The sequence below is a fragment of the Allosediminivita pacifica genome (assembly GCF_003054175.1).
GTDB classification, from domain to species: domain Bacteria; phylum Pseudomonadota; class Alphaproteobacteria; order Rhodobacterales; family Rhodobacteraceae; genus Allosediminivita; species Allosediminivita pacifica.
In genome coordinates this window covers 256,958-274,813 of sequence record NZ_QBKN01000001.1, presented here as the reverse complement: position 1 = coordinate 274,813, position 17,856 = coordinate 256,958, and the positions used below count along the sequence as shown (strand labels likewise).

Sequence of the window (17,856 nt, the reverse complement as noted above, 5' to 3'; positions counted from 1 at the left end):
GACATACAAACAGAGCGGTTCACTTGCGGGCCGCCCTGCGCTAGTCCGGTGGCAAAACAGAGACCGGAAGCCCCATGACCACCAACATCCTATTCGCCGCAAACTCCGAACGCTGGTCCGTCTACGAGCCGCACCTGCGCCACGCGCTGGACTCGCAGAAGATCGACTACACGCTCGGGACAGACATGCCCAAGGATCAGGTCGACTACATCATCTACGGGCCGGGCCTCAGCGAGATCGAGGATTTCTCTGCCTTTCCCCGCCTGCGGGCGGTGCTGAACCTCTGGGCCGGCGTCGAGAACATCGTGAAGAACCCCACCCTCACGGTGCCGCTCGCGCGAATGGTCGACGAGGAAGGCCTGACGCAGGGCATGGTCGAATGGGTCACCGGGCACACCCTGCGCCATCACCTCGGCATGGACGCCCACATCGTGAACCCCGATCACGAATGGAACCACGTGGCACCACCGTTGGCCGCTCAGCGCCCGGTGACCATCCTCGGTCTCGGCGAGCTCGGCATGGCCTGCGCGCGGTCCCTGCGCCAGCTGGGCTTTCCGGTGACAGGCTGGAGCCGCCGCCAGCGCAGCATCGCGGGCGTGACCTGCTATTCCGGCCCCGACCAGTTCCACCGCGCGCTCGACGGGGCGCAGATCGTCGTGCTGCTGCTCCCGCTGACGCCCGACACCGAGAACACGCTCGACGCCCATGCGATCGGGCGCCTGGCCCCCGGCGCGGTCGTGCTGAACCCGGGCCGCGGGCCTCTGATTGACGATGGCGCGCTGCTTGCCGCGCTCGACAGCGGGCGGCTTTCGCACGCCACGCTCGACACCTTCCGGATCGAACCGCTGCCCGCCGGGCATCCCTTCTGGGCGCATGACAAGGTCACGGTCACGCCGCACATCGCCTCCGAGACGCGACCGGCCAGCGCCTCCCGGGTGATCGCGGACAACATCCGCCGCGGCATTACGGGCAAACCGCTGCAGCATCTTGTGGACCGCGACGCGGGGTACTAATCCGCCCGCGACGTTAACAGGAGACGCCCATGTCCTTCGACCGCAGCCTCAAGATCGCGCCTTCGATCCTTGCCGCCGATTTCGCCGACTTCGGCCGCGAGGTGCGCGCGGTCGAGGACCAGGGCGCCGACTGGATCCACGTGGACGTCATGGACGGGCATTTCGTGCCGAACCTGACTTTCGGCCCGCCCATGGTATCGGCCCTGCGCAAGCACGTGACCACGGTGATGGACGTGCATCTGATGATCGCGCCCGTCGATCCCTACATCGAGGCCTTCGCCAAGGCCGGCGCCGACGTGATCACCGCCCATGCCGAGGCCGGTCCCCATCTGCACCGCACGCTTCAGGCGATCCGGGCGGCGGGCTGCAAGGCGGGCGTCGCGCTGAACCCCGCCACCCCGTCCAGCGCCGTGGCGCCGGTTCTGGACATGGTCGACCTCGTCTGCGTGATGACCGTGAACCCCGGCTTCGGCGGCCAGGGCTTCATCCATTCCATGGTCGACAAGGTGGCGGAACTGCGCGCCATGATCGGCGACCGCCCCGTGCACATCGAGATCGACGGCGGCATCACGCCCGAGACCGCGCCTGCGGTGGTCGCCGCCGGTGCCGACGTGCTTGTCGCGGGCTCTTCGGTCTTCAAGGGCGGCTCGGTCGAGGACCCGGCCCCCTACGGCGCGAACATGCAGGCGATCCGCCACTCGGTCGGCTAGGATGCCGCCTCGCCCGCCCGAGGGCATCCTCTGACGGATCGCCAGCCGGTCCGTGGTGTCACTGGTGGGTCACAGGGCCGTGGAAAAGGTCCCGATCAGCTTCGCAGGCGGACTTGATGAACTGCCAGACCGCATACTGCCCCGGGTAGCGGTGCAGGTCGGTGGTGGCCGAGATCCAGTAGGTCCGCTCGAAGCTGATCGACGGCATGACCTGCTCGAGTCCCCGCCCGTGGGCCACGTAGTGCGGCAGGATGGCGAGCCCAATGCCCGACCGGGCGGCCTCGAGCTGGGTCATTAGGGTGGTGCCGCGGAAGGCATAGGTCAGGTTGTCGCCAATCTCGCGGTGATAGGTCAGCGCGGACGAGAAGATCAGGTCCTCGACATATCCGATCCAGAGCTGCGACTGCAGACCGGCGCGGCTCTCGATGGGAGGACGCTGTTCGAGGTATCCCGGCGAGGCGTAGATCCCCAGCCGGTAGGGCACCAGCACCTGCTTGATGATGTTCTGGCCTTCGGGCTCTTCCATGTTCACACAAAGATCGGCCTCGCGCTGCGTGACACGGCTGAGCTTGGTCAGCGTGACCAGTTCCAGCTCGATGTCCCGCTGGCCGATCCAGGTCGCGAAGCGGGTGGCGAAATAAATGTTGCCGATTCCCTCGGTGACACCGACGCGCACGCAGGGCCGCACGGGAACCACCTCGCCGATGCCCGTACCGGCGGCGAGCTGAAGCTGTCGCTCGCATTCCTCAGCGTAGGGAAGGAATGCCTTCCCCTCCCGCGTCAGGCGAAAACCGTCGGTCCCCTGCGAGAAGAGTTGCTGCCCGATGGCGCGTTCCAACTCGGCGACGCGGTTCGAGACCGTCACATGGGTGCTGCCAAGCTCGCGCGCAGCGCCGGTCAGGCGCTGCCTGCGGGCCAGCGCCAGGAAGTATTTCACGTCATTCCAGTTCATGCGGTCGAGGTCCGGCGGCATGGCGGCACTCCTGCGGTCAGGTCTGACACCAGACTAACAGCCCTGCGCGCCTTGCTGTAACAGAACTTGGCCACGCCGGGACGCCTAGCCCGACATCAGATTGGGAAGGGCCATGCTGATCGCGGGGATGTAGGTGATCGCGAGAAGCGCCAGGATCATGATCGCGATGAAGGGCAGGCAGGCCCGGAAGATCGCCGGAAGCGACATCTTCGACACGGTCATGGCGACGAAGAGGTTCAGCCCCACCGGCGGCGTCAGCATCCCGACCGAGAAGTTGACCAGCGTGATCACCCCGAAATGGACGGGGTCGATGCCCACCTTGGCCGCGATCGGCTCGAGCAGCGGGGACAGCACGATGATGGCCGAGGCGCTGTCGAGAAAGAACCCGGTGACCAGCATGATCAGGTTGAAGAGCGCAGCAACGGCAAGCGAGTTGTCCGTCGTGGACAGCACCTGCCGGGACAGCTCGGCCGGCGTGCCGGTGAAGGCCAGCAACCACGAGAAGGCCGCAGCCCCGGCGGTGATGAGCAGCAGCGCCGCCGAGATCGTCCCCGAGGACTTCAGGATCTCGCCAAGCTCGGCCACACCGATCTTGCGGTAGATCACCGTACCGACGAACAGCCCGTACATGCAGGCCACCGCCGCCGACTCGGTGGGCGTGAAGACGCCCGAGTAGATCCCGCCCAGCAGCACCACCGGCAGGCCAAGCCCCCAGGCCGCGCGCCTGAAGGCCCGCAGGATCTGTCCGGCGGTCGGGAACGGCGCGCGGGGATAACCCTCCTTCAGCGCGAAGACGACGCAGGCGCCGATCAGCAGGCCGCCGATCAGTACGGCCGGCAGGATACCCGCCGCGAAGAGGCTGCCGACCGAGGTACCGGTGACGGCACCGTAGATGATGAGCGCGATGCTCGGCGGCACGATCGGCCCGAGCGTGCCTGCCGTGGTGATCAGGCCGATGGCGAAGGCCTTGGAATAGCCGGCCTCGACAAGGGCCGGGAACATGATGCTGCCGATGGCGATCACGGTGGCAGGACTCGACCCCGATATCGACCCGAAGAAGAGGCACGACAGAACCGTCGCGGCCGCGAGCCCGCCCGGCACCCAGCCGATCAGCGCCTCGGCGAAGTCGATCAGCCGCTGCGACAGGCCGCCGATCCGCATGAGCTCGGATGCGAGAATGAAGAACGGGATCGCCATGAGCGAGAAGTTGTTCATGCCCCAGAACATGCGCATCGGCATGATCACCGGATCGAGCATGCCGCCGGACGAGACCGCACCGGCCACCGACAGCGAAAGCGCGGCAAAGATCGGCAGGCCGAGCAGCAGGAGAAGCGCGAAGATGACGAGCAGGGCAGGAAGCATGTCGGCAGGCCTCGTGGTTGTACGTGGAAGGGCGGCGCAGCGGCCGGATCACATCAGCGTCGGCGTCTCTTCGCCCACCGGACGCGTGTCGCCACGCCAGCTCCGGCCGAATTCCAGGGCATAGCGAAAGGCCGTGGCGAGGCCCGCGAAGGGGATGATCGCGTAGACGTAGCCCATCGGGATTCTCAGCGCGGGCGAAAGCTGTCCCCGGCCGAACGTCGTGGCTGTCAGTTTCCAGCCGAGCCAGAGCAGCACCACGCCGAAGACGATCCCCAGCGCGCAGGACAGGATCCTGAACGGCCATGCGAAGCGCGACGGCAGAAAGGCCTCGAGCACGTCCACCGAGATGTGGCTCGCCCGCGGCAGCCCGTAGCTGATGCCGACGAAGCTCATCCAGATGATCGCGTAGAGCACCACTTCCTCGGCCCAGAAGAGCGGCGCGTTGAACACGTAGCGCAGGACCACCTGCGTGAAGGTCAGCGTGATGGCAACGGCCATGCAGACCACCATCATGGCGCCTTCGAACCTTTCGAGGCAGCGGTCGAGAAGTCGTATCATCGGTATTGCCTCCGTCGGTCGGACAAGCCGGGGCGGCGCGGATCCCGCGCCACCCCGCCGAAGGTCGTGTTACTGCTCCGGACCCGCGCCGGTGGCGTCGTAGATGGTCTGGATCAGTTCCGGCGTCACCACGTCGGCGAAGGCCTCGTGCACCGGGTAGCTGGCCTCGATGAAGGCCGAAAGCTCTTCATCGCTCAGCCGCTTGATCGCGATCTCGTCCCCGATGGCCTCGAGCTGCTCTGCCTCGTAGTCCACGGTCAGTTCGCGCGCGAGGTCACGGGCGTTGTCGAACGCCTCGGTCATGACCTCCTTCAGATCATCGGGAAGCTGGTTCCAAGCCTGCTCGTTCACCACCGCGGCGTAACCGTGGTAGGCATGGTTGGAGATCGTGATGTGGTCCTGCACCTCGTAGAAGCGCATCGAGACGATGTTGGCGATCGGGTTTTCCTGGCCATCGACCACACCGGACTGAAGCCCGTTGTAGACCTCGGCAAAGGCCATCGCGGTGGGGCTTGCGCCCCACTGGCGGTACTGCTCCAGGATCACCGGCGCCTGCATGGTCCGCATCTGGACCCCTTCGAGGTCCCCTGCGCTGGCCACCTCGCGCACGTTGTTGGTGATCTGGCGGAAGCCTGCGCCCCAGAAATTCACCCCGTGCATGCCATGCTGGTCGAGCGTGTCGAGGATCATGCGTCCGGCCTCGCCGTCGAGCACGGTCTCCATGGCCTCCTGACCCGGCATGATGAAGGGCAGGTCGAGCACCTGGAGCTTGGGCTCGAAGTTGCCCAGCGTCGCCGTGGGCGGAATCGCGATCTGCACGAGGTTCTGCTGAAGCTGCTCGATGATCTCGACATCGCCGCCAAGCTGACCCGCGGGCAGCACGTTGATGCGGATGCGTCCGTCGGATTGCTCGGCCACTTCCTCGGCAAAGCTGATCGCCGCCTGGCCGTTCGGCGTGTCTTCCATCAGCACGTGGGCGAAGGTGAAGGTGTAGTCCTGTGCCGCGGCGGGCATCGCGGCTGCGGCGGCCAGCAGACCTGCGGGCAGGATGGTTCTGAGCGTTTTCATGTCGTTGTCTCCACTGTTGGGTGTCGGTTCACACCGCAAGCGCCCCGCTGGGGCGGCTGCGCACTTCGGACAGGAATCGGTAGTTGGTCCGAGCTTCCAGGAGATCGTCACGCTTCAGCGTCGCGCGCAGGATCTCCTGCCCTGTCTGCCCGGCCTCGGCGAGAACGCCCGAGGCGGGAGAGGCGATCTGGCTGAGCCCCATGCGTTCCCATTCCCCCAGACCACCGCCAAGATCCTGCGTCCCGCAGCAGTTGGCCGAGAGCACGAATGCCTGGTTCTGGACGGCGGTGACAAAGGGCAGCTTGTGCCAGAGGTCGCGCTTGGTTTCCGGGTCTCCGACGCCGCCCCGCGCGCCACCCCGCCAGAAGGAGGAGGAAAAGACGATCATCTCGGCACCATCGAGGAAATGCTGCCGCGCGATCTCTGGGAATAGCGCGTCGTAGCAGATCACCGTGCCGACCCGGCCAAGCCCGCAGTCGAAGGCCTTCACCGCCGGGCCCGGCGTGTAATAGAGTTTCTCGACACCGGGAAAGTTCTGCTTTCGGCTCACGCCGACGACACCCTCGGGACCGATCAGCGCCGAGCTGTTGTAGACCACGCCGAACGTATCCGAGCGTTCGTTGAAGCCCACGACGGTATAGAGGTTGAGACGCCGCGCCGCGTCGCGGACCACCTCGATCTCGGGACTGTCCAGCGTGATCGAGGCCGTCTCCCAGAGATCGCGCATCCCGCCCGGACCGTGTCTGAAGAAGTTGGTGATGCCCACCTCTGGAAAGACCACCAGCTCGGCGCCCGATTTCGCCTCGTCGGCGAGCGTCGCAAGGATGAAGTCGATATTCGCCTGCCGCTCCTGCTTTTCCGCAGGTCGGTGTTGGACGACGCTGGCCTGAACCGCCTCGCGCATGAAGAAACTCCGCATCTGGGACGTCCTCGGACGCCGATTTCGGAGAATGCTAGCGAGCGTCGCCGCCGTATGTCAGCCGCAAGAGGCTTGCACGGGGTGTAAGGAAATTATCAGCCACGCCGCAAGTGGCTGAAAAAACAAACTGTGCGGGCAGGCCGGAGGCACCGGCTGCCGACCAACTCAGCCCGAGATGATATCGATAAAGGGCAGATTGCCCGCCGTCAGGCCCGCGTCCACCGGCAGGACGGTCCCTGTGACGCCGCTCGACAAAGATGAGGCCAGGAAGATCGCGGCATTCGCCACTTCCTCGGGGCGGACGAGCCGACCAAGCGGGTAAAGCCCGGTGACACGCCCGAATATCTCGGGCTGACGCGCCTTGCGCTCGTCCCAGGCGGCGGTGTGCACCGACCCGGGCGCCACGACGTTGGACCGGATGCCGAGGCGGCCCTCCTCGGTCGCCAGAGCCCGCGACCAGGCGATGAGCCCCGCCTTGGCCGCGGAATAGGCCGGGTTGCCGTAATGCGCGAGGCCATTGACCGAGGCGACAAAGACCGCTGCCGCCCCATCGGGCCGCCCGCGCATGGCTGGCAGCAGGGCGCGGCTGAAGACCGCCGCCCCGGTGAAGTTAAGTTGCATTTCCGCCTGGATCACTGCAGAATCTGTCTGCTCCATGAGGTCCGTCCGCGACCCGCCCGCGTTCGAGATCAGCACATCCACCGGCTTTTCGGCAATCCGCGCCGCCGCGGCCTCGCTCTCGGCCACGTCGGTGATGTCGAACTCGACCATCTCGTCGGCCTCGGGCGCAGAGCCCGCCCTGTCGCAGGCCACGACCGTGGCGCCTGCGGCGCGCAGCGCCTCCATCATGGCGCGCCCGATTCCGCCGCCGGCGCCGGTCAGGACCGCCCTCTTGCCTGTCAGTATCATGCCTGCGCCTCCTTCTCGACCGTCGCCTCGTCGAGCCCCAGCGGGTCCGCCACCTTGGGCCAGAAATCACGTCCCGCCTTGCGATAGTCGGTCAGGGCCGGCTTGGTCGGATAGGACGAGGGGCTGTCGACGTGGATGATCCGCGACGACACCGGGTCGAAGCCCGCGTGGAAGTGGTTGGTCGACTTGACCAGCAGGATCTCCTTGCCGGTGAAATCGACGCCCTGGTTGGAGAAGAGCGTCGGCTCGTAGGTCTGGGTCCGGCTCGAGATCAGGACGATGTCGATCTCGGTGCCGATGATGCGCACCGTGGCCGACCGTCCCAGCGAAACCCGGCTTGCGCGAAAGCTCTGGTGGCCTTCCTCGGAAAGGTGCCGCACCTCGATATCGGCGTCGATGGGCAGGCCCGCCTCGGCCCCGGCCTTGCCGCCGAAGCGCAGACGCAGATGCGCGCCCTGCCCCGCGGCATGGCAGAAGCTGACGGCGATCGGATCCCAGATCGCGCCAACGGCAACCCGCTCGACCTGCCGCGCGATCAGCGACCTGAGCACGAAGGTTCCGTCCCCTGCGCAGCCGCCGCCGGGATTGTCCCAGGTGTCAGCGATGGTCACGGGCTTCGACGGGTCGGCGGCGTAGGTTTCACGTGCAAGGTCGATGCCTTCCTCGTAGTCGAGGATCGCCATCGCCGTCTGGCCGCGCAGGGCATAAAGCTCCTCGCCCAGCCGTTGCGCCAGCGCCGCGCCTTCCTCGGGCGCGTTGTCGCTGACCACAAGGATGCGCGTGCCCATCTCGGGCACGTCGCCCGCCATGAATCCGTGGATGACCGAGCACGACAGGATGGCGCCCTGCCCTTCGAGCACCTTCATCCGGTCGACGAAGCCGCGCATGGGCTGCTGGCTGGTGGGATAGATCCCGATCATGCGGCAGTCGAATGTGGAAATCACCGGGGTGATCTCGCCCCGCAGCGTGCGCAGAGCAAGGTCCACCACGTGGGCGCCGCGTTCCTGGAAATCCGTATGCGGGAATTCGAGAAAGGCCGCCGCGATATCAAGTTGGGCCACGCGCTTTGCCGTCAGGTGGCTGTGCGGATCGAACTCCGCCGCCAGCACCACGTCCGGCCCGACGATGGCCCGGACCCGTTCCAGCAGGTCACCCTCGCAGTCGTCGTAGCCCTGCGCCACCATGGCGCCGTGCAGACCAAGCACCACGCCGTCCACCGGCAGCGCCGCGCGCAGCTGGTCGAGGATCTCGTCGCGCAGCTCCTCGAAGGTCTCCTGTTTGATGAGCCCCGCCGGTTCCGCCCAGGTCGAACTGCCTTCGATGACGGTAAAGCCCTCCTCTCGACCACGCCGCCGCAGGATCGGCACTGGCGAGGAACAGAGCGTGGGCGTTTCAGGGTGTTCGCCGGGGCCTGCGTAAAAGCCCGCCTCGAAGGCCGCGCGGTCGGTGGGCAGCGGCGAGAAGGTGTTGGTTTCTGTCGCCAGGGAAGCGGTAAATACCCTCACGCGGGTCTCCTTGCGTCTGGGCGTGCCTGTCCGGCCGCGGCTTGGGGATAGGGGCGCCGCATCAGGCGGCCCGCGGTTTCGGATCGCGCAGGGCCAGGATCGCGGCGCCGACCAGCCCCGGCTCCTCGCGGTGCTGCGCTTGCACCACGAGCGGGCTGGAGGGCTGGGCCAGCGTCAGCGGCCGGGTGGCATCGTCCAGTGCCGCGATCAGGGGGGCATCGCTGGCAAGCCCTCCGCCGGTAGCGACGACCGTGGCCCCGGTCATATTGACGACCATCGCCAGCGGTCCCGACAAGAGTTCGAGCCAGGCCGACACGGTCCGCGTCGCGCCCGTGTCGCCCGCGTGCCAGCCCGCGACGACCTCGGTCGATGGCAGATATTTACCCGCGATGTCGCGGTGCAGACGCTCGATCCCACGCGCGGAACATGTGGCGTCAAGGCAGCCCTTCAGGCCGCAGCCGCACTGGTAGAGCGGCAGGACCTGGTCGATGGACTCGAGCATCCGCCGCGCCACCGGCCCGTGGCCCCATTCCCCGGCATAGCCACTGCCGGTGCCGATCAGGCGCCCTTCCGAGACGAGCCCGCCGCCGATGCCCGTGCCGATGATCGCGCCGAAGACCACGTCATGCCCGCGCCCCGCGCCCACCACCGCCTCGGCGAGGGCAAAGCAGTCAGCGTCATTGGCCACCAGAACATCGAGGCCGAGAAGCCGCGACAGCTCGGGCGCCAGGCGGCGGCCGGTCAGGCAGGGGATGTTGGCCACATGGGCCTTGCCGCTGACGGGATCAACGACCCCCGCGATCGAGATCGCCAAACGCTCCGGCCGCGCGCCGGCCTCGGCGATAGCCTCGCGCAGGGTTTCGACAAAGGCTTCGAAATCACGCGTGGGCGTGGGCCTGCGCGAGAGTGGGCGCACGTCGTGGGCCGTGGTGGCGACGGCGCTTTTGACGCTGCTGCCGCCGATGTCGAAACAGATGATCACGATTGGGCCTCCAGCAAACCGCCGACCCAGGTCGACTTCAGTTCCAATGCGCCGTCGAGGACAAGGAAATCCGCCCGCGCGCCCGGCGTCAGACGCCCCCTGTCCGCAAGGCCCATGGCTTCGGACGGGTAGAGCGTGGCCATGCGGATCGCCTCGCCCAGAGGCAGGTCCAGCCGCTCCGTGCAATACCGAACCGCTTCAAGCAAGGATATATCCGCCCCCGCCAGCGTCCCGTCCTCGAGCGCAAGCCGCCCGCCCGCGCGGCGTATGGTGCGGCCGTTCAGGGTGAAGGCGTCCAGATCGGAGCCCGCCACCGCCATGGAATCGGAGACGAGGAAGATGTGCCCCGGGCCGCGCTTGGCCCGCAGCGCCACGCACATCGCCGTGTCGCTGACATGGTGCCCGTCCGCGATCAGCCCGTAGCTTACCGTACCGCTTTCGAGCGAGGCGCCGACGAGCCCCGGCGCGCGATGGGACATCTGGCTCATGGCGTTGAAGAGATGCGTGGTCATGCGTGCCCCGGCCGCCATGTAGACCTTGGCGATTTCGGCGTCGCAGTCGCTGTGGCCAAGCGACACCCGGACGCCACCGCGCACCAGCCGCGCAACCTGATCGAGCGCCACCGCTTCGGGCGCAAGCGTCACCAGCAGCGGGCCGCAGGTTTCCACCGCATCGAGGATGCAGGCGAGGTCGGCTTCCTCCATCGGGCGGACCAGGGCGGGGTCATGGGTGCCCGGGCGCGCAGGGTCGAGGTGCGGCCCTTCCAGGTGCACCCCGACAAGCCCGGCCTGCCCCGCAGCGCGGGCCTCGGCCACGGCGGCGATCGCGGCGTGCGTCACGTCGGGCCCGTCGGTGATCAGCGTCACGAGGATCGAGGTGGTCCCAAGGGAACGATGCGCGGCGCAGATCGAAGCGATTCCCCCAGCGTCGGGCCGGTTGTTGAACTGCACTCCGCCACCGCCGTTCACCTGCAGATCGACGAGGCCGGGAACGATCAGATCGACCTCCGGCGCGCCGCCGGGAATCAGGTCGGTGATCCTGCCATTCGCAAACGCCACCGCCACGTCGCGGTGCCATGTCTGTCCGTCGAAGACCCTGCGCGCCACCGGCGAAACCCCGGCCGTCATCCGCCCGTCGTCCTCGCTACCGGAGCCTGCCCATGGTTGAGGCATAAAATGAAAATGAATTTCATCATTACCGCTATCATCCGCACTTTCTTATTGACTGTCACGAATCTCGTCCACAGTCTACGAAAATAAATTACGTACTTACGAGACTTGCGCCACCGCCTCCGGGCAGCGACGCGAGCCTCAGAAACGGGAAACTGGTATGAAAGTCGGCATCGTCGGGCTCGGATATCGCCTGGGTTACCTGGGACAGGTCTTCACTCAAATTGACCCTGGGTTCGAAATCCGGGGCTACGTCGATCCGGCCCCCGCGGGCATGGACCTGCTGGTCGAAAAGGGCATCTCGGCGGGGACGCAATACAGCAGCGTCGAGGAGCTTCTGAAGACCGAGGACCTCGACCTGCTGATGGTCGGCTCGCCCAACGTGATGCACCTCGATCACATCCGTGCGGGCTTCGAGGCGGGCGTGAGGGTCTTTTCCGAGAAACCCGTCGTCACCACCCGCGAGGACAGCTTCGCCATGGCGGAGCTGCTGGCGAAATATGGTGTCGAGAACCTGCTGATCGGCCTCGTGCTGCGCTACGCCCCGCTCTACACCGATCTGCGCGCGGCGCAGGCGCGTGGCGAACTGGGCGAGGTGATCTCGATCGAGGCCTCCGAGCATATCCCGCCCTACCACGGCGCCTTCTTCATGCGCGACTGGCGTCGCTACGACCGCTACGCGGGCGGATTCATGCTCGAGAAATGCTGCCACGACATCGACCTCTACAACGGCGTGATCGGCGCGCGGCCCGAGCGGGTGAGCAGCTTCGGCGGGCGTCGGACCTTCGTGCCTGCGAACGATCCCCGAAACCGCGGGATCAACGACATGACGGTCTACAGCCGCAAGCCCTCGGGCTGGGAAGGCACCGACAAAGTTTTCGACAGCGATGCCGAGATCATCGACTACCAGGTGGCCATCGTCGAATACGAGAACGGCGCCGCGCTGAACTTCCACACCAATCTCAACGTGCCCGACGACTTCCGCCGCTTCGCGGTGATCGGTTCGCAGGGCATGGCCGAGGGTGACTTCGTGCGCGGGTTCCTCAACATCACGGACAGCCACACCGCCCGCCCGCTGGAGCGCAAGACCTACGAGGCCTCCGAGCTGTCGCACCACTACGGCGCGGACGAGAAGATGGCCCAGGGCGTCATCGACGCGGTCAGGACCGGCGCGAAACAGCCCGTCTCGGTGCTCGACGCGCTCGAGGCGGGGCTGCTGGCTATGGCGATGGACGAGGCCCGCGCCACCCGCAAGGTGGTCGAGATGGCCCGCACCTGGGATATGTACGACGAGGCCCTCAACAGGAAGGTCCCCGCCTGATGCCCGGACAGAGATCAGCCGTCCTCTTCGCCTGGATCCTGCTGGTCCCGGCGCTCATCTATGTTTGCGCCATCGTGGTCTACCCGCTGCTGCAGACCATCAACCTGTCGTTCACCGATGCCTCGCTGCGCCGGACCACCGATTACATCGGCTGGGAAAACTACGCGCGTATCTTCGATGCCGAGTTCGCCACCATCATCGGCCGCACCTTCCTGTGGACCTTCCTTTCGGTCGCGCTGAAGATGATCATCGGCACCTGCGGCGCGCTTCTGCTGAACGCCGCCCTGCCCGGCCGGTCGCTGTTCCGTCTGATGACCATGCCGCCCTGGATCGTGCCCATGGCCATCGGCATCTTCATGTGGGGCTGGATGTACAACGGCCAGTTCGGGATGATCTCGGGCCTGCTGCAGCGCTTCGGCATCGTCGACGGGCCCATCGCCTTCCTCGCCTACGGCAACACCGCCTTCTGGGCGACCATCGTCACCGACGTCTGGATCGGCGTGCCCATGGTCACGATGTACATGCTGGCCGCGGTGCAGACCGTCCCGCAGGACCTGCACGAGGCCGCCTGGACAGACGGCGCAAGCCGGCTCTACCGCATCCGCCGCATCACCCTCCCGATGATCTTGCCGGCGGCGATCACCATGTCGATGATCTCGCTGATCTCGACCTTCAACTCGTTCGATCCGATCTGGATCCTGACGCAGGGCGGCCCCTCGGGATCGACCACGACCATGATCATCGACACCTATTCCACCGCGCTCGGCTCCAAGCGGTTCGGCGAGGGCGCCGCCCGCGCGGTCGTGATCTGCCTGTTCCTGTCGGCCTTCGCCCTGCTCTACTTCCGCGCCGTCACCCAGCTGTCGAAGAGGATGTCGACATGATGAAGAAGAACGCGATGATCGACCGCTACCGCTGGTGGGAGGTGATCCTGATGTACATCGGCATCGCCATCTTCCTCTTCTTCATGCTGGCGCCCTTCATCGAGGGGTTCCTCGTCTCGCTGAAGCCGCTGGGATTGCTCTTCTCCACGCCGTACAAGTTCTTCCCCGAGAACGCCTCCTTCGACGCCTACTTCACCATGTGGGACAGCGTCCCCGAGTTCGGCCGCTACATCTTCAACTCCTTCTACATCTCGACCGTCATCACGATCATCGTGCTGCTGCTCGTGGTGCCCGCCTCGTATGCCTTTGCCCGCATCAACTTCGGCGGCGCCGGCCCGCTGCTGGGCGCCTTCCTGGCCGTGAACATGTTCTCGGGCGCAGTGCTGCTGATCCCGCTGTTCCGCCTGATGCGCGCCTACGGGATGCTCAACACCTACTGGTCGATGATCGTGCCGGGCGTCGCCTTCCTGATCCCCACGGCGATCTGGCTGCTTTCGGCCTACATGCGCCGCATCCCCAAGGAACTGGACGAGGCCGCCTACGTCGACGGCGCCGGGCATCTCTACATCCTGCGCCGGGTGATCCTGCCGCTGGCCATGCCAGGCATCACCGTGGTCGCCATCACGACCTTCATCGGCGCCTATGCCCAGCAGTTCATCTTCGCGCTGACCTTCAACTCCAAGACCGAATACATGCCGCTGCCCATCGGGCTTTACGCCTACTTCGGCCGGCAGGAGGTCATCTGGAACGAACTCATGGCGGCAAGCTTCGTCGGCATCGCCCCCGCCATGATCCTCATCTTCGCGCTGCAACGCTACCTCGTGGCCGGTCTGACCGCCGGCGCGATCAAGCAATAAGGCGCAAGACCAAGGGCGCCCCTGCGCGGGACGCCCCACAAAAGACCGCCCGCCCGGGGCACCAACAGGAGAGAGACATGACCAAGACACTTCTTCGCAGCGGCGCTGCGATCCTGGCCCTCAGTGCGGCCGCACCCGCCATGGCTCAGGAGATCAGCATGATCGTCTGTGGCGACGAGATGGACCCGATCCAGCAGAAATACATCGACCAGTGGGAATCCGAGAACGAGGGCTGGACCGTCGCCCCCGAGGTCGTCGGCTGGGGCCAGTGCCAGGACAAGGTGACCACCCTCGCCGTCGCCGGCACCCCCGTAGGCATCGCCTACGTGGGCTCGCGCACGCTCAAGGAATTCGCCGAGTTCGGCCTGATCGAGCCGATCCCGATGACCGAGAAGGAAAAGGCCTCCTACTATCCCAACGTGGTCGACACCGTGACCTACCAGGGCGAACAGTGGGGCGTTCCGGTCGCATTCTCGACTAAGGCCTTCTACTGGAACAAGGGCCTCTTCGAGGAAGCCGGCCTCGACCCCGAGACCCCGCCCACGACCTGGGAAGAAGTCATCGCCGACGCCAAGGCCGTGACCGAGAACACCGACAGCGCCGGCTTCGGCTTGGTCGCCAAGACCTTCGACAACACGGTGCACCAGTTCCTGCACTGGGTTTACACCAACAACGGCAAGGTTGTTGATGACGAGGGCAACATCGTCCTCGACAGCCCGCAGAACCTTGCCGCGCTGCAGGCCTACAAGGACCTCGTCCCCTACTCCGAGGAAGGCCCGACCGCCTACGAACAAAACGAGGTGCGCGCGATCTTCCTCGATGGCGGCGTCGCCATGATGCATGCCGCGGTCAGCACCGTGCAGCGGCTTGAAGACACCGACATCGACTGGGGCGTCGCCAACCTGCCGCTCGGGCCCGATGCCGAGGGCCCCGGCACGCTGCTCATCACCGACAGCCTCGCCGTCTTCTCGGGCTCGGGCTACGAGGACAAGGCCATGGACCTCGCCAAGTACATCACCGCGCCCGGCCCGCAGGAGGAATACGACCTCAGCTACGGCCTGACGCCGCTGCGCCCCTCGGACAACATCGATGCCCTCGTCGAGGAAAACCCCTACTGGAAGCCCTTCATCGACGGGATCGAGTACGGTGGCCCCGAGCCGCTGTTCACCGACTACCGCGGCTTCCAGAACATCATGATCGAGATGGTGCAGTCCGTCGTGACCGGCCAAGCCGAGCCCGCCGAAGCGCTGAGCAAGGCCGACGCCGCGCTCAAGGAACTCGACTGACCAAGGTCCCTCAGGGGATTCAGGGTCCGGACCAGATGGTCCGGACCGTTTCATAAGGAAAGGACACTGCCTTGGGACAGCTCGCCCTGAGAGGAGTGAAGAAACGCTTCAATCACCTCGAGGTCATCCACGGGATCGACCTCGAAATCCAGGACGGCGAATTCGTGGTGTTCGTCGGCCCCTCGGGCTGCGGCAAGTCCACGCTCCTGCGCATGATCTGCGGGCTCGAGGACATCTCGTCGGGCGAATGCACCATCAACGGCCAACGCGTGAACGACCTGCCACCGGTCAAGCGCGGCATCGCGATGGTCTTCCAGAGCTACGCGCTCTACCCGCACATGTCGGTCTTCGAGAACATCGCCTTCCCCCTGCGGGTCGAGAAGATGCCCGCCAAGGAGCTCAAGGAACGCGTCATGCGCGCGGCCAGTGTCCTGCAGCTCGAGAACCGGCTCGAACAGAAACCCGGCAATCTCTCGGGCGGCCAGCGCCAGCGGGTTGCCATCGGCCGCGCGATCGTCCGCGAACCCTCGATCTTCCTCTTCGATGAACCGCTCTCGAACCTCGACGCCGCACTGCGCTCCGAGATGCGGATCGAGCTCGCCGCGCTTCACCAGAAACTCAAGGCGACGATGATCTACGTCACCCACGACCAGGTCGAGGCCATGACCATGGCCGACCGCATCGTGGTGCTGGACGGCGGCCGCATCAGCCAGGTCGGCGCGCCGCTGGAGCTTTACCACAAGCCCGACAACCTCTTCGTCGCCGGCTTCATCGGCAACCCGCGCATGAACTTCATCCCCGCGACCTGCACCGCCGCCGGCGAGGGCGGCGTGACTGTCAAGCTGGTCACCGGCGGCGAGATCACCGTGCCCGTCGCGGCCCCTGCGGGCTTGGTCGGCGAGACGGTGACGCTGGGCGTCCGGCCCGAGCACCTGCACCAGGGCGCGGGCGACGTCGCGATCGAGGTCATCCCCAGCGTGGTCGAACGGCTCGGCGTGAACACCGTGGCCTATGCCGAACTCAAAGAGGTGGGCACCGTCTCGGCCCTGCTGCCCGGCGCCGCGCAGGTGGCACCCGCCGTGCCCGCCACGCTGTCCTTCAGCGGCGCGGACTGCCACCTCTTCGTGGCAGAGGGCAAGGCCCTGCCCCGCACGGTCGACACCTCGGCGCCCATGCCGGACGTGGCCACCGCATAAGAAAAGGCGCCGGGGCCTGCCCCGGCGCCTCCGACCCATTCCGACGAAGGCGAGCTACCAGACGGTGCCGCGTGCCTTCACGTCGAGCACCCGTGTCACCACGCCACCATCGTGAAAGACCATCCGGTCGAACAGGTTCGTGACCACGCAGGTGTGGTTCGGGATGATGCGCAGCTGCTCTCCGACCTGCGGTCCCTCGCCCTCCACGCCCGACAGATCGACGACGCCGTGTTCCTCGGACAGGCCGGTGATCCGCGCGCCCGGGTAGTCCGGGATCAGCCCATGATCGGGAAAACCCAGAAGATCCGAGGTCAGCGCCTTGGAGCCCGCGTCGATCACCGCGCGGTTCGCCGTCGGGCGTGACACGCAGGTGACGAGCACGTGCATCGCGCAGTCATCTTCGCTCGCATGGCCCGCCCGCACCATCGCCCGGTCGTTGTAGACATAGGTACCGGCCCGGTGCTCGGTGGCCGAGGGGATCTCTCCGGCGGCGAAGAAATCCGGCGTTCCGCCGACCGACACCGCCGGACAGCCAAGCCCGGCCTCCTCCAGCAGCGCCTTCGCTTTCGTCACGAACCCCTCGACCGCCGCGGCCCCGCCCGGCGCGGGATAGGTCATGAGGCCGCCGAAGGTCAGCCCCTCCGCGTCTGCAATTTCCCGTGCCAGATCTCTGGCAGCCTCGGGCGTCTGCACGCCGCAGCGCCCGCCGCCCGTGTCGCATTCGACCAAAACCCGCAGGGGTGCCGCAGCATCGAAGGTGGCCGCAAGCCCCGCGACGGTGGTCGCATTGTCGGCCGTCACCGCCAGCCGCGGCACGCGGGCCTGCAGCGCCTTCAGCCGTGCAAGCCGTGCCGCGCCGAGGATGTTGTAGGTGATCAGGATGTCCGCGATCCCCGCATCGGCAAAGACCTCGGCCTCGGTCACCTTCTGGCAGTTGATGCCCACCGCCCCTGCGGCGAGCTGGGTCAGCGCCACCTCGGGCAGCTTGTGCGTCTTGATATGCGGACGAAAGGCGCGCCCGAGTCCGTCCATATGGGCCTGCGCGAGCGCGATGTTGGCGGCCATGCGCGCCTCGTCGATAACCGGCATCGGCGTCAGCACTTCGGACAGTGGTGTGCCCGCTTCGGGCCAGATCCCCTCCATC

The 17,856-nt window shown here is 66.4% G+C and carries 17 protein-coding genes; 7 read left to right on the top strand and 10 right to left on the bottom strand.

Annotated elements, in window-relative coordinates; translation table 11 throughout:
• Window positions 1-74 precede the first annotated feature (74 nt).
• A complete protein-coding gene (locus tag C8N44_RS01340) occupies window positions 75-1,013 on the top strand; it encodes a 2-hydroxyacid dehydrogenase (RefSeq protein ID WP_107974348.1) in 939 nt (312 codons plus the stop codon).
• Between the two features lie 29 nt (window positions 1,014-1,042).
• Window positions 1,043-1,723 (top strand): ribulose-phosphate 3-epimerase, encoded by a 681-nt coding sequence (rpe, locus tag C8N44_RS01335; protein WP_107974347.1) that lies wholly within the window; start codon window positions 1,043-1,045, stop codon window positions 1,721-1,723.
• A gap of 58 nt (window positions 1,724-1,781) precedes the next feature.
• Here rpe and C8N44_RS01330 read toward each other — a convergent pair whose 3' ends face one another.
• The 9 genes from C8N44_RS01330 to nagA all read right to left on the bottom strand — a co-directional run bounded on the left by C8N44_RS01330 (window position 1,782) and on the right by nagA (window position 11,126).
• Window positions 1,782-2,696 carry a LysR family transcriptional regulator gene (locus C8N44_RS01330; protein WP_107974346.1) on the bottom strand — a complete coding sequence of 305 codons (915 nt, stop codon included), beginning with the start codon at window positions 2,694-2,696 and terminating at the stop codon, window positions 1,782-1,784.
• A gap of 84 nt (window positions 2,697-2,780) precedes the next feature.
• Complete coding sequence (locus C8N44_RS01325; protein WP_107974345.1) at window positions 2,781-4,058, bottom strand: TRAP transporter large permease; 1,278 nt, start codon at window positions 4,056-4,058, stop codon at window positions 2,781-2,783.
• A 48-nt stretch (window positions 4,059-4,106) separates the two neighbouring features.
• On the bottom strand, window positions 4,107-4,616 hold the full coding sequence (locus C8N44_RS01320; protein ID WP_107974344.1) for a TRAP transporter small permease: 510 nt from the start codon (window positions 4,614-4,616) through the stop codon (window positions 4,107-4,109).
• A gap of 69 nt (window positions 4,617-4,685) precedes the next feature.
• Window positions 4,686-5,684 (bottom strand): TRAP transporter substrate-binding protein, encoded by a 999-nt coding sequence (locus tag C8N44_RS01315; RefSeq protein ID WP_107974343.1) that lies wholly within the window; start codon window positions 5,682-5,684, stop codon window positions 4,686-4,688.
• Window positions 5,685-5,712: 28 nt separating this feature from the next.
• Window positions 5,713-6,603 (bottom strand): carbon-nitrogen hydrolase family protein, encoded by an 891-nt coding sequence (locus tag C8N44_RS01310; RefSeq protein ID WP_107974342.1) that lies wholly within the window; start codon window positions 6,601-6,603, stop codon window positions 5,713-5,715.
• Between the two features lie 165 nt (window positions 6,604-6,768).
• Window positions 6,769-7,512, bottom strand: coding sequence for an SDR family oxidoreductase (locus C8N44_RS01305; protein ID WP_107974341.1), 744 nt, complete (start codon window positions 7,510-7,512; stop codon window positions 6,769-6,771).
• Entirely contained in the window at window positions 7,509-9,017 is a 1,509-nt protein-coding gene (locus C8N44_RS01300; protein ID WP_107974340.1) for a M81 family metallopeptidase, read from the bottom strand. The genes C8N44_RS01305 and C8N44_RS01300 overlap by 4 nt, the downstream gene beginning before the upstream one ends.
• A gap of 61 nt (window positions 9,018-9,078) precedes the next feature.
• Window positions 9,079-9,999, bottom strand: a complete 921-nt coding sequence (locus C8N44_RS01295) for an ROK family protein (protein WP_107974339.1) — start codon at window positions 9,997-9,999, stop codon at window positions 9,079-9,081.
• Complete coding sequence (nagA, locus tag C8N44_RS01290; RefSeq protein WP_107974338.1) at window positions 9,996-11,126, bottom strand: N-acetylglucosamine-6-phosphate deacetylase; 1,131 nt, start codon at window positions 11,124-11,126, stop codon at window positions 9,996-9,998. The genes C8N44_RS01295 and nagA overlap by 4 nt, the downstream gene beginning before the upstream one ends.
• Window positions 11,127-11,328: 202 nt before the next feature.
• On the opposite strand from nagA, the gene C8N44_RS01285 reads away from it, so the two are divergent.
• The 5 genes from C8N44_RS01285 to C8N44_RS01265 all read left to right on the top strand — a co-directional run bounded on the left by C8N44_RS01285 (window position 11,329) and on the right by C8N44_RS01265 (window position 16,712).
• Window positions 11,329-12,489, top strand: a complete 1,161-nt coding sequence (locus C8N44_RS01285; protein WP_107974337.1) for a Gfo/Idh/MocA family protein — start codon at window positions 11,329-11,331, stop codon at window positions 12,487-12,489.
• On the top strand, window positions 12,489-13,373 hold the full coding sequence (locus tag C8N44_RS01280) for a carbohydrate ABC transporter permease (RefSeq protein WP_107974336.1): 885 nt from the start codon (window positions 12,489-12,491) through the stop codon (window positions 13,371-13,373). Before C8N44_RS01285 ends, C8N44_RS01280 begins: the two co-directional genes overlap by 1 nt.
• Window positions 13,370-14,230: a carbohydrate ABC transporter permease gene (locus tag C8N44_RS01275; RefSeq protein WP_210204138.1), complete on the top strand. Its 861-nt coding sequence runs from the start codon at window positions 13,370-13,372 to the stop codon at window positions 14,228-14,230. Before C8N44_RS01280 ends, C8N44_RS01275 begins: the two co-directional genes overlap by 4 nt.
• Window positions 14,231-14,307: 77 nt before the next feature.
• Complete coding sequence (locus C8N44_RS01270; protein ID WP_107974335.1) at window positions 14,308-15,516, top strand: extracellular solute-binding protein; 1,209 nt, start codon at window positions 14,308-14,310, stop codon at window positions 15,514-15,516.
• A gap of 71 nt (window positions 15,517-15,587) precedes the next feature.
• A complete protein-coding gene (locus C8N44_RS01265) occupies window positions 15,588-16,712 on the top strand; it encodes an ABC transporter ATP-binding protein (RefSeq protein WP_107974334.1) in 1,125 nt (374 codons plus the stop codon).
• A 54-nt stretch (window positions 16,713-16,766) separates the two neighbouring features.
• On the opposite strand, the gene C8N44_RS01260 is transcribed toward C8N44_RS01265, so the two are convergent.
• Entirely contained in the window at window positions 16,767-17,855 is a 1,089-nt protein-coding gene (locus C8N44_RS01260) for a D-TA family PLP-dependent enzyme (protein ID WP_107974436.1), read from the bottom strand.
• Window position 17,856: the final 1 nt, after the last annotated feature.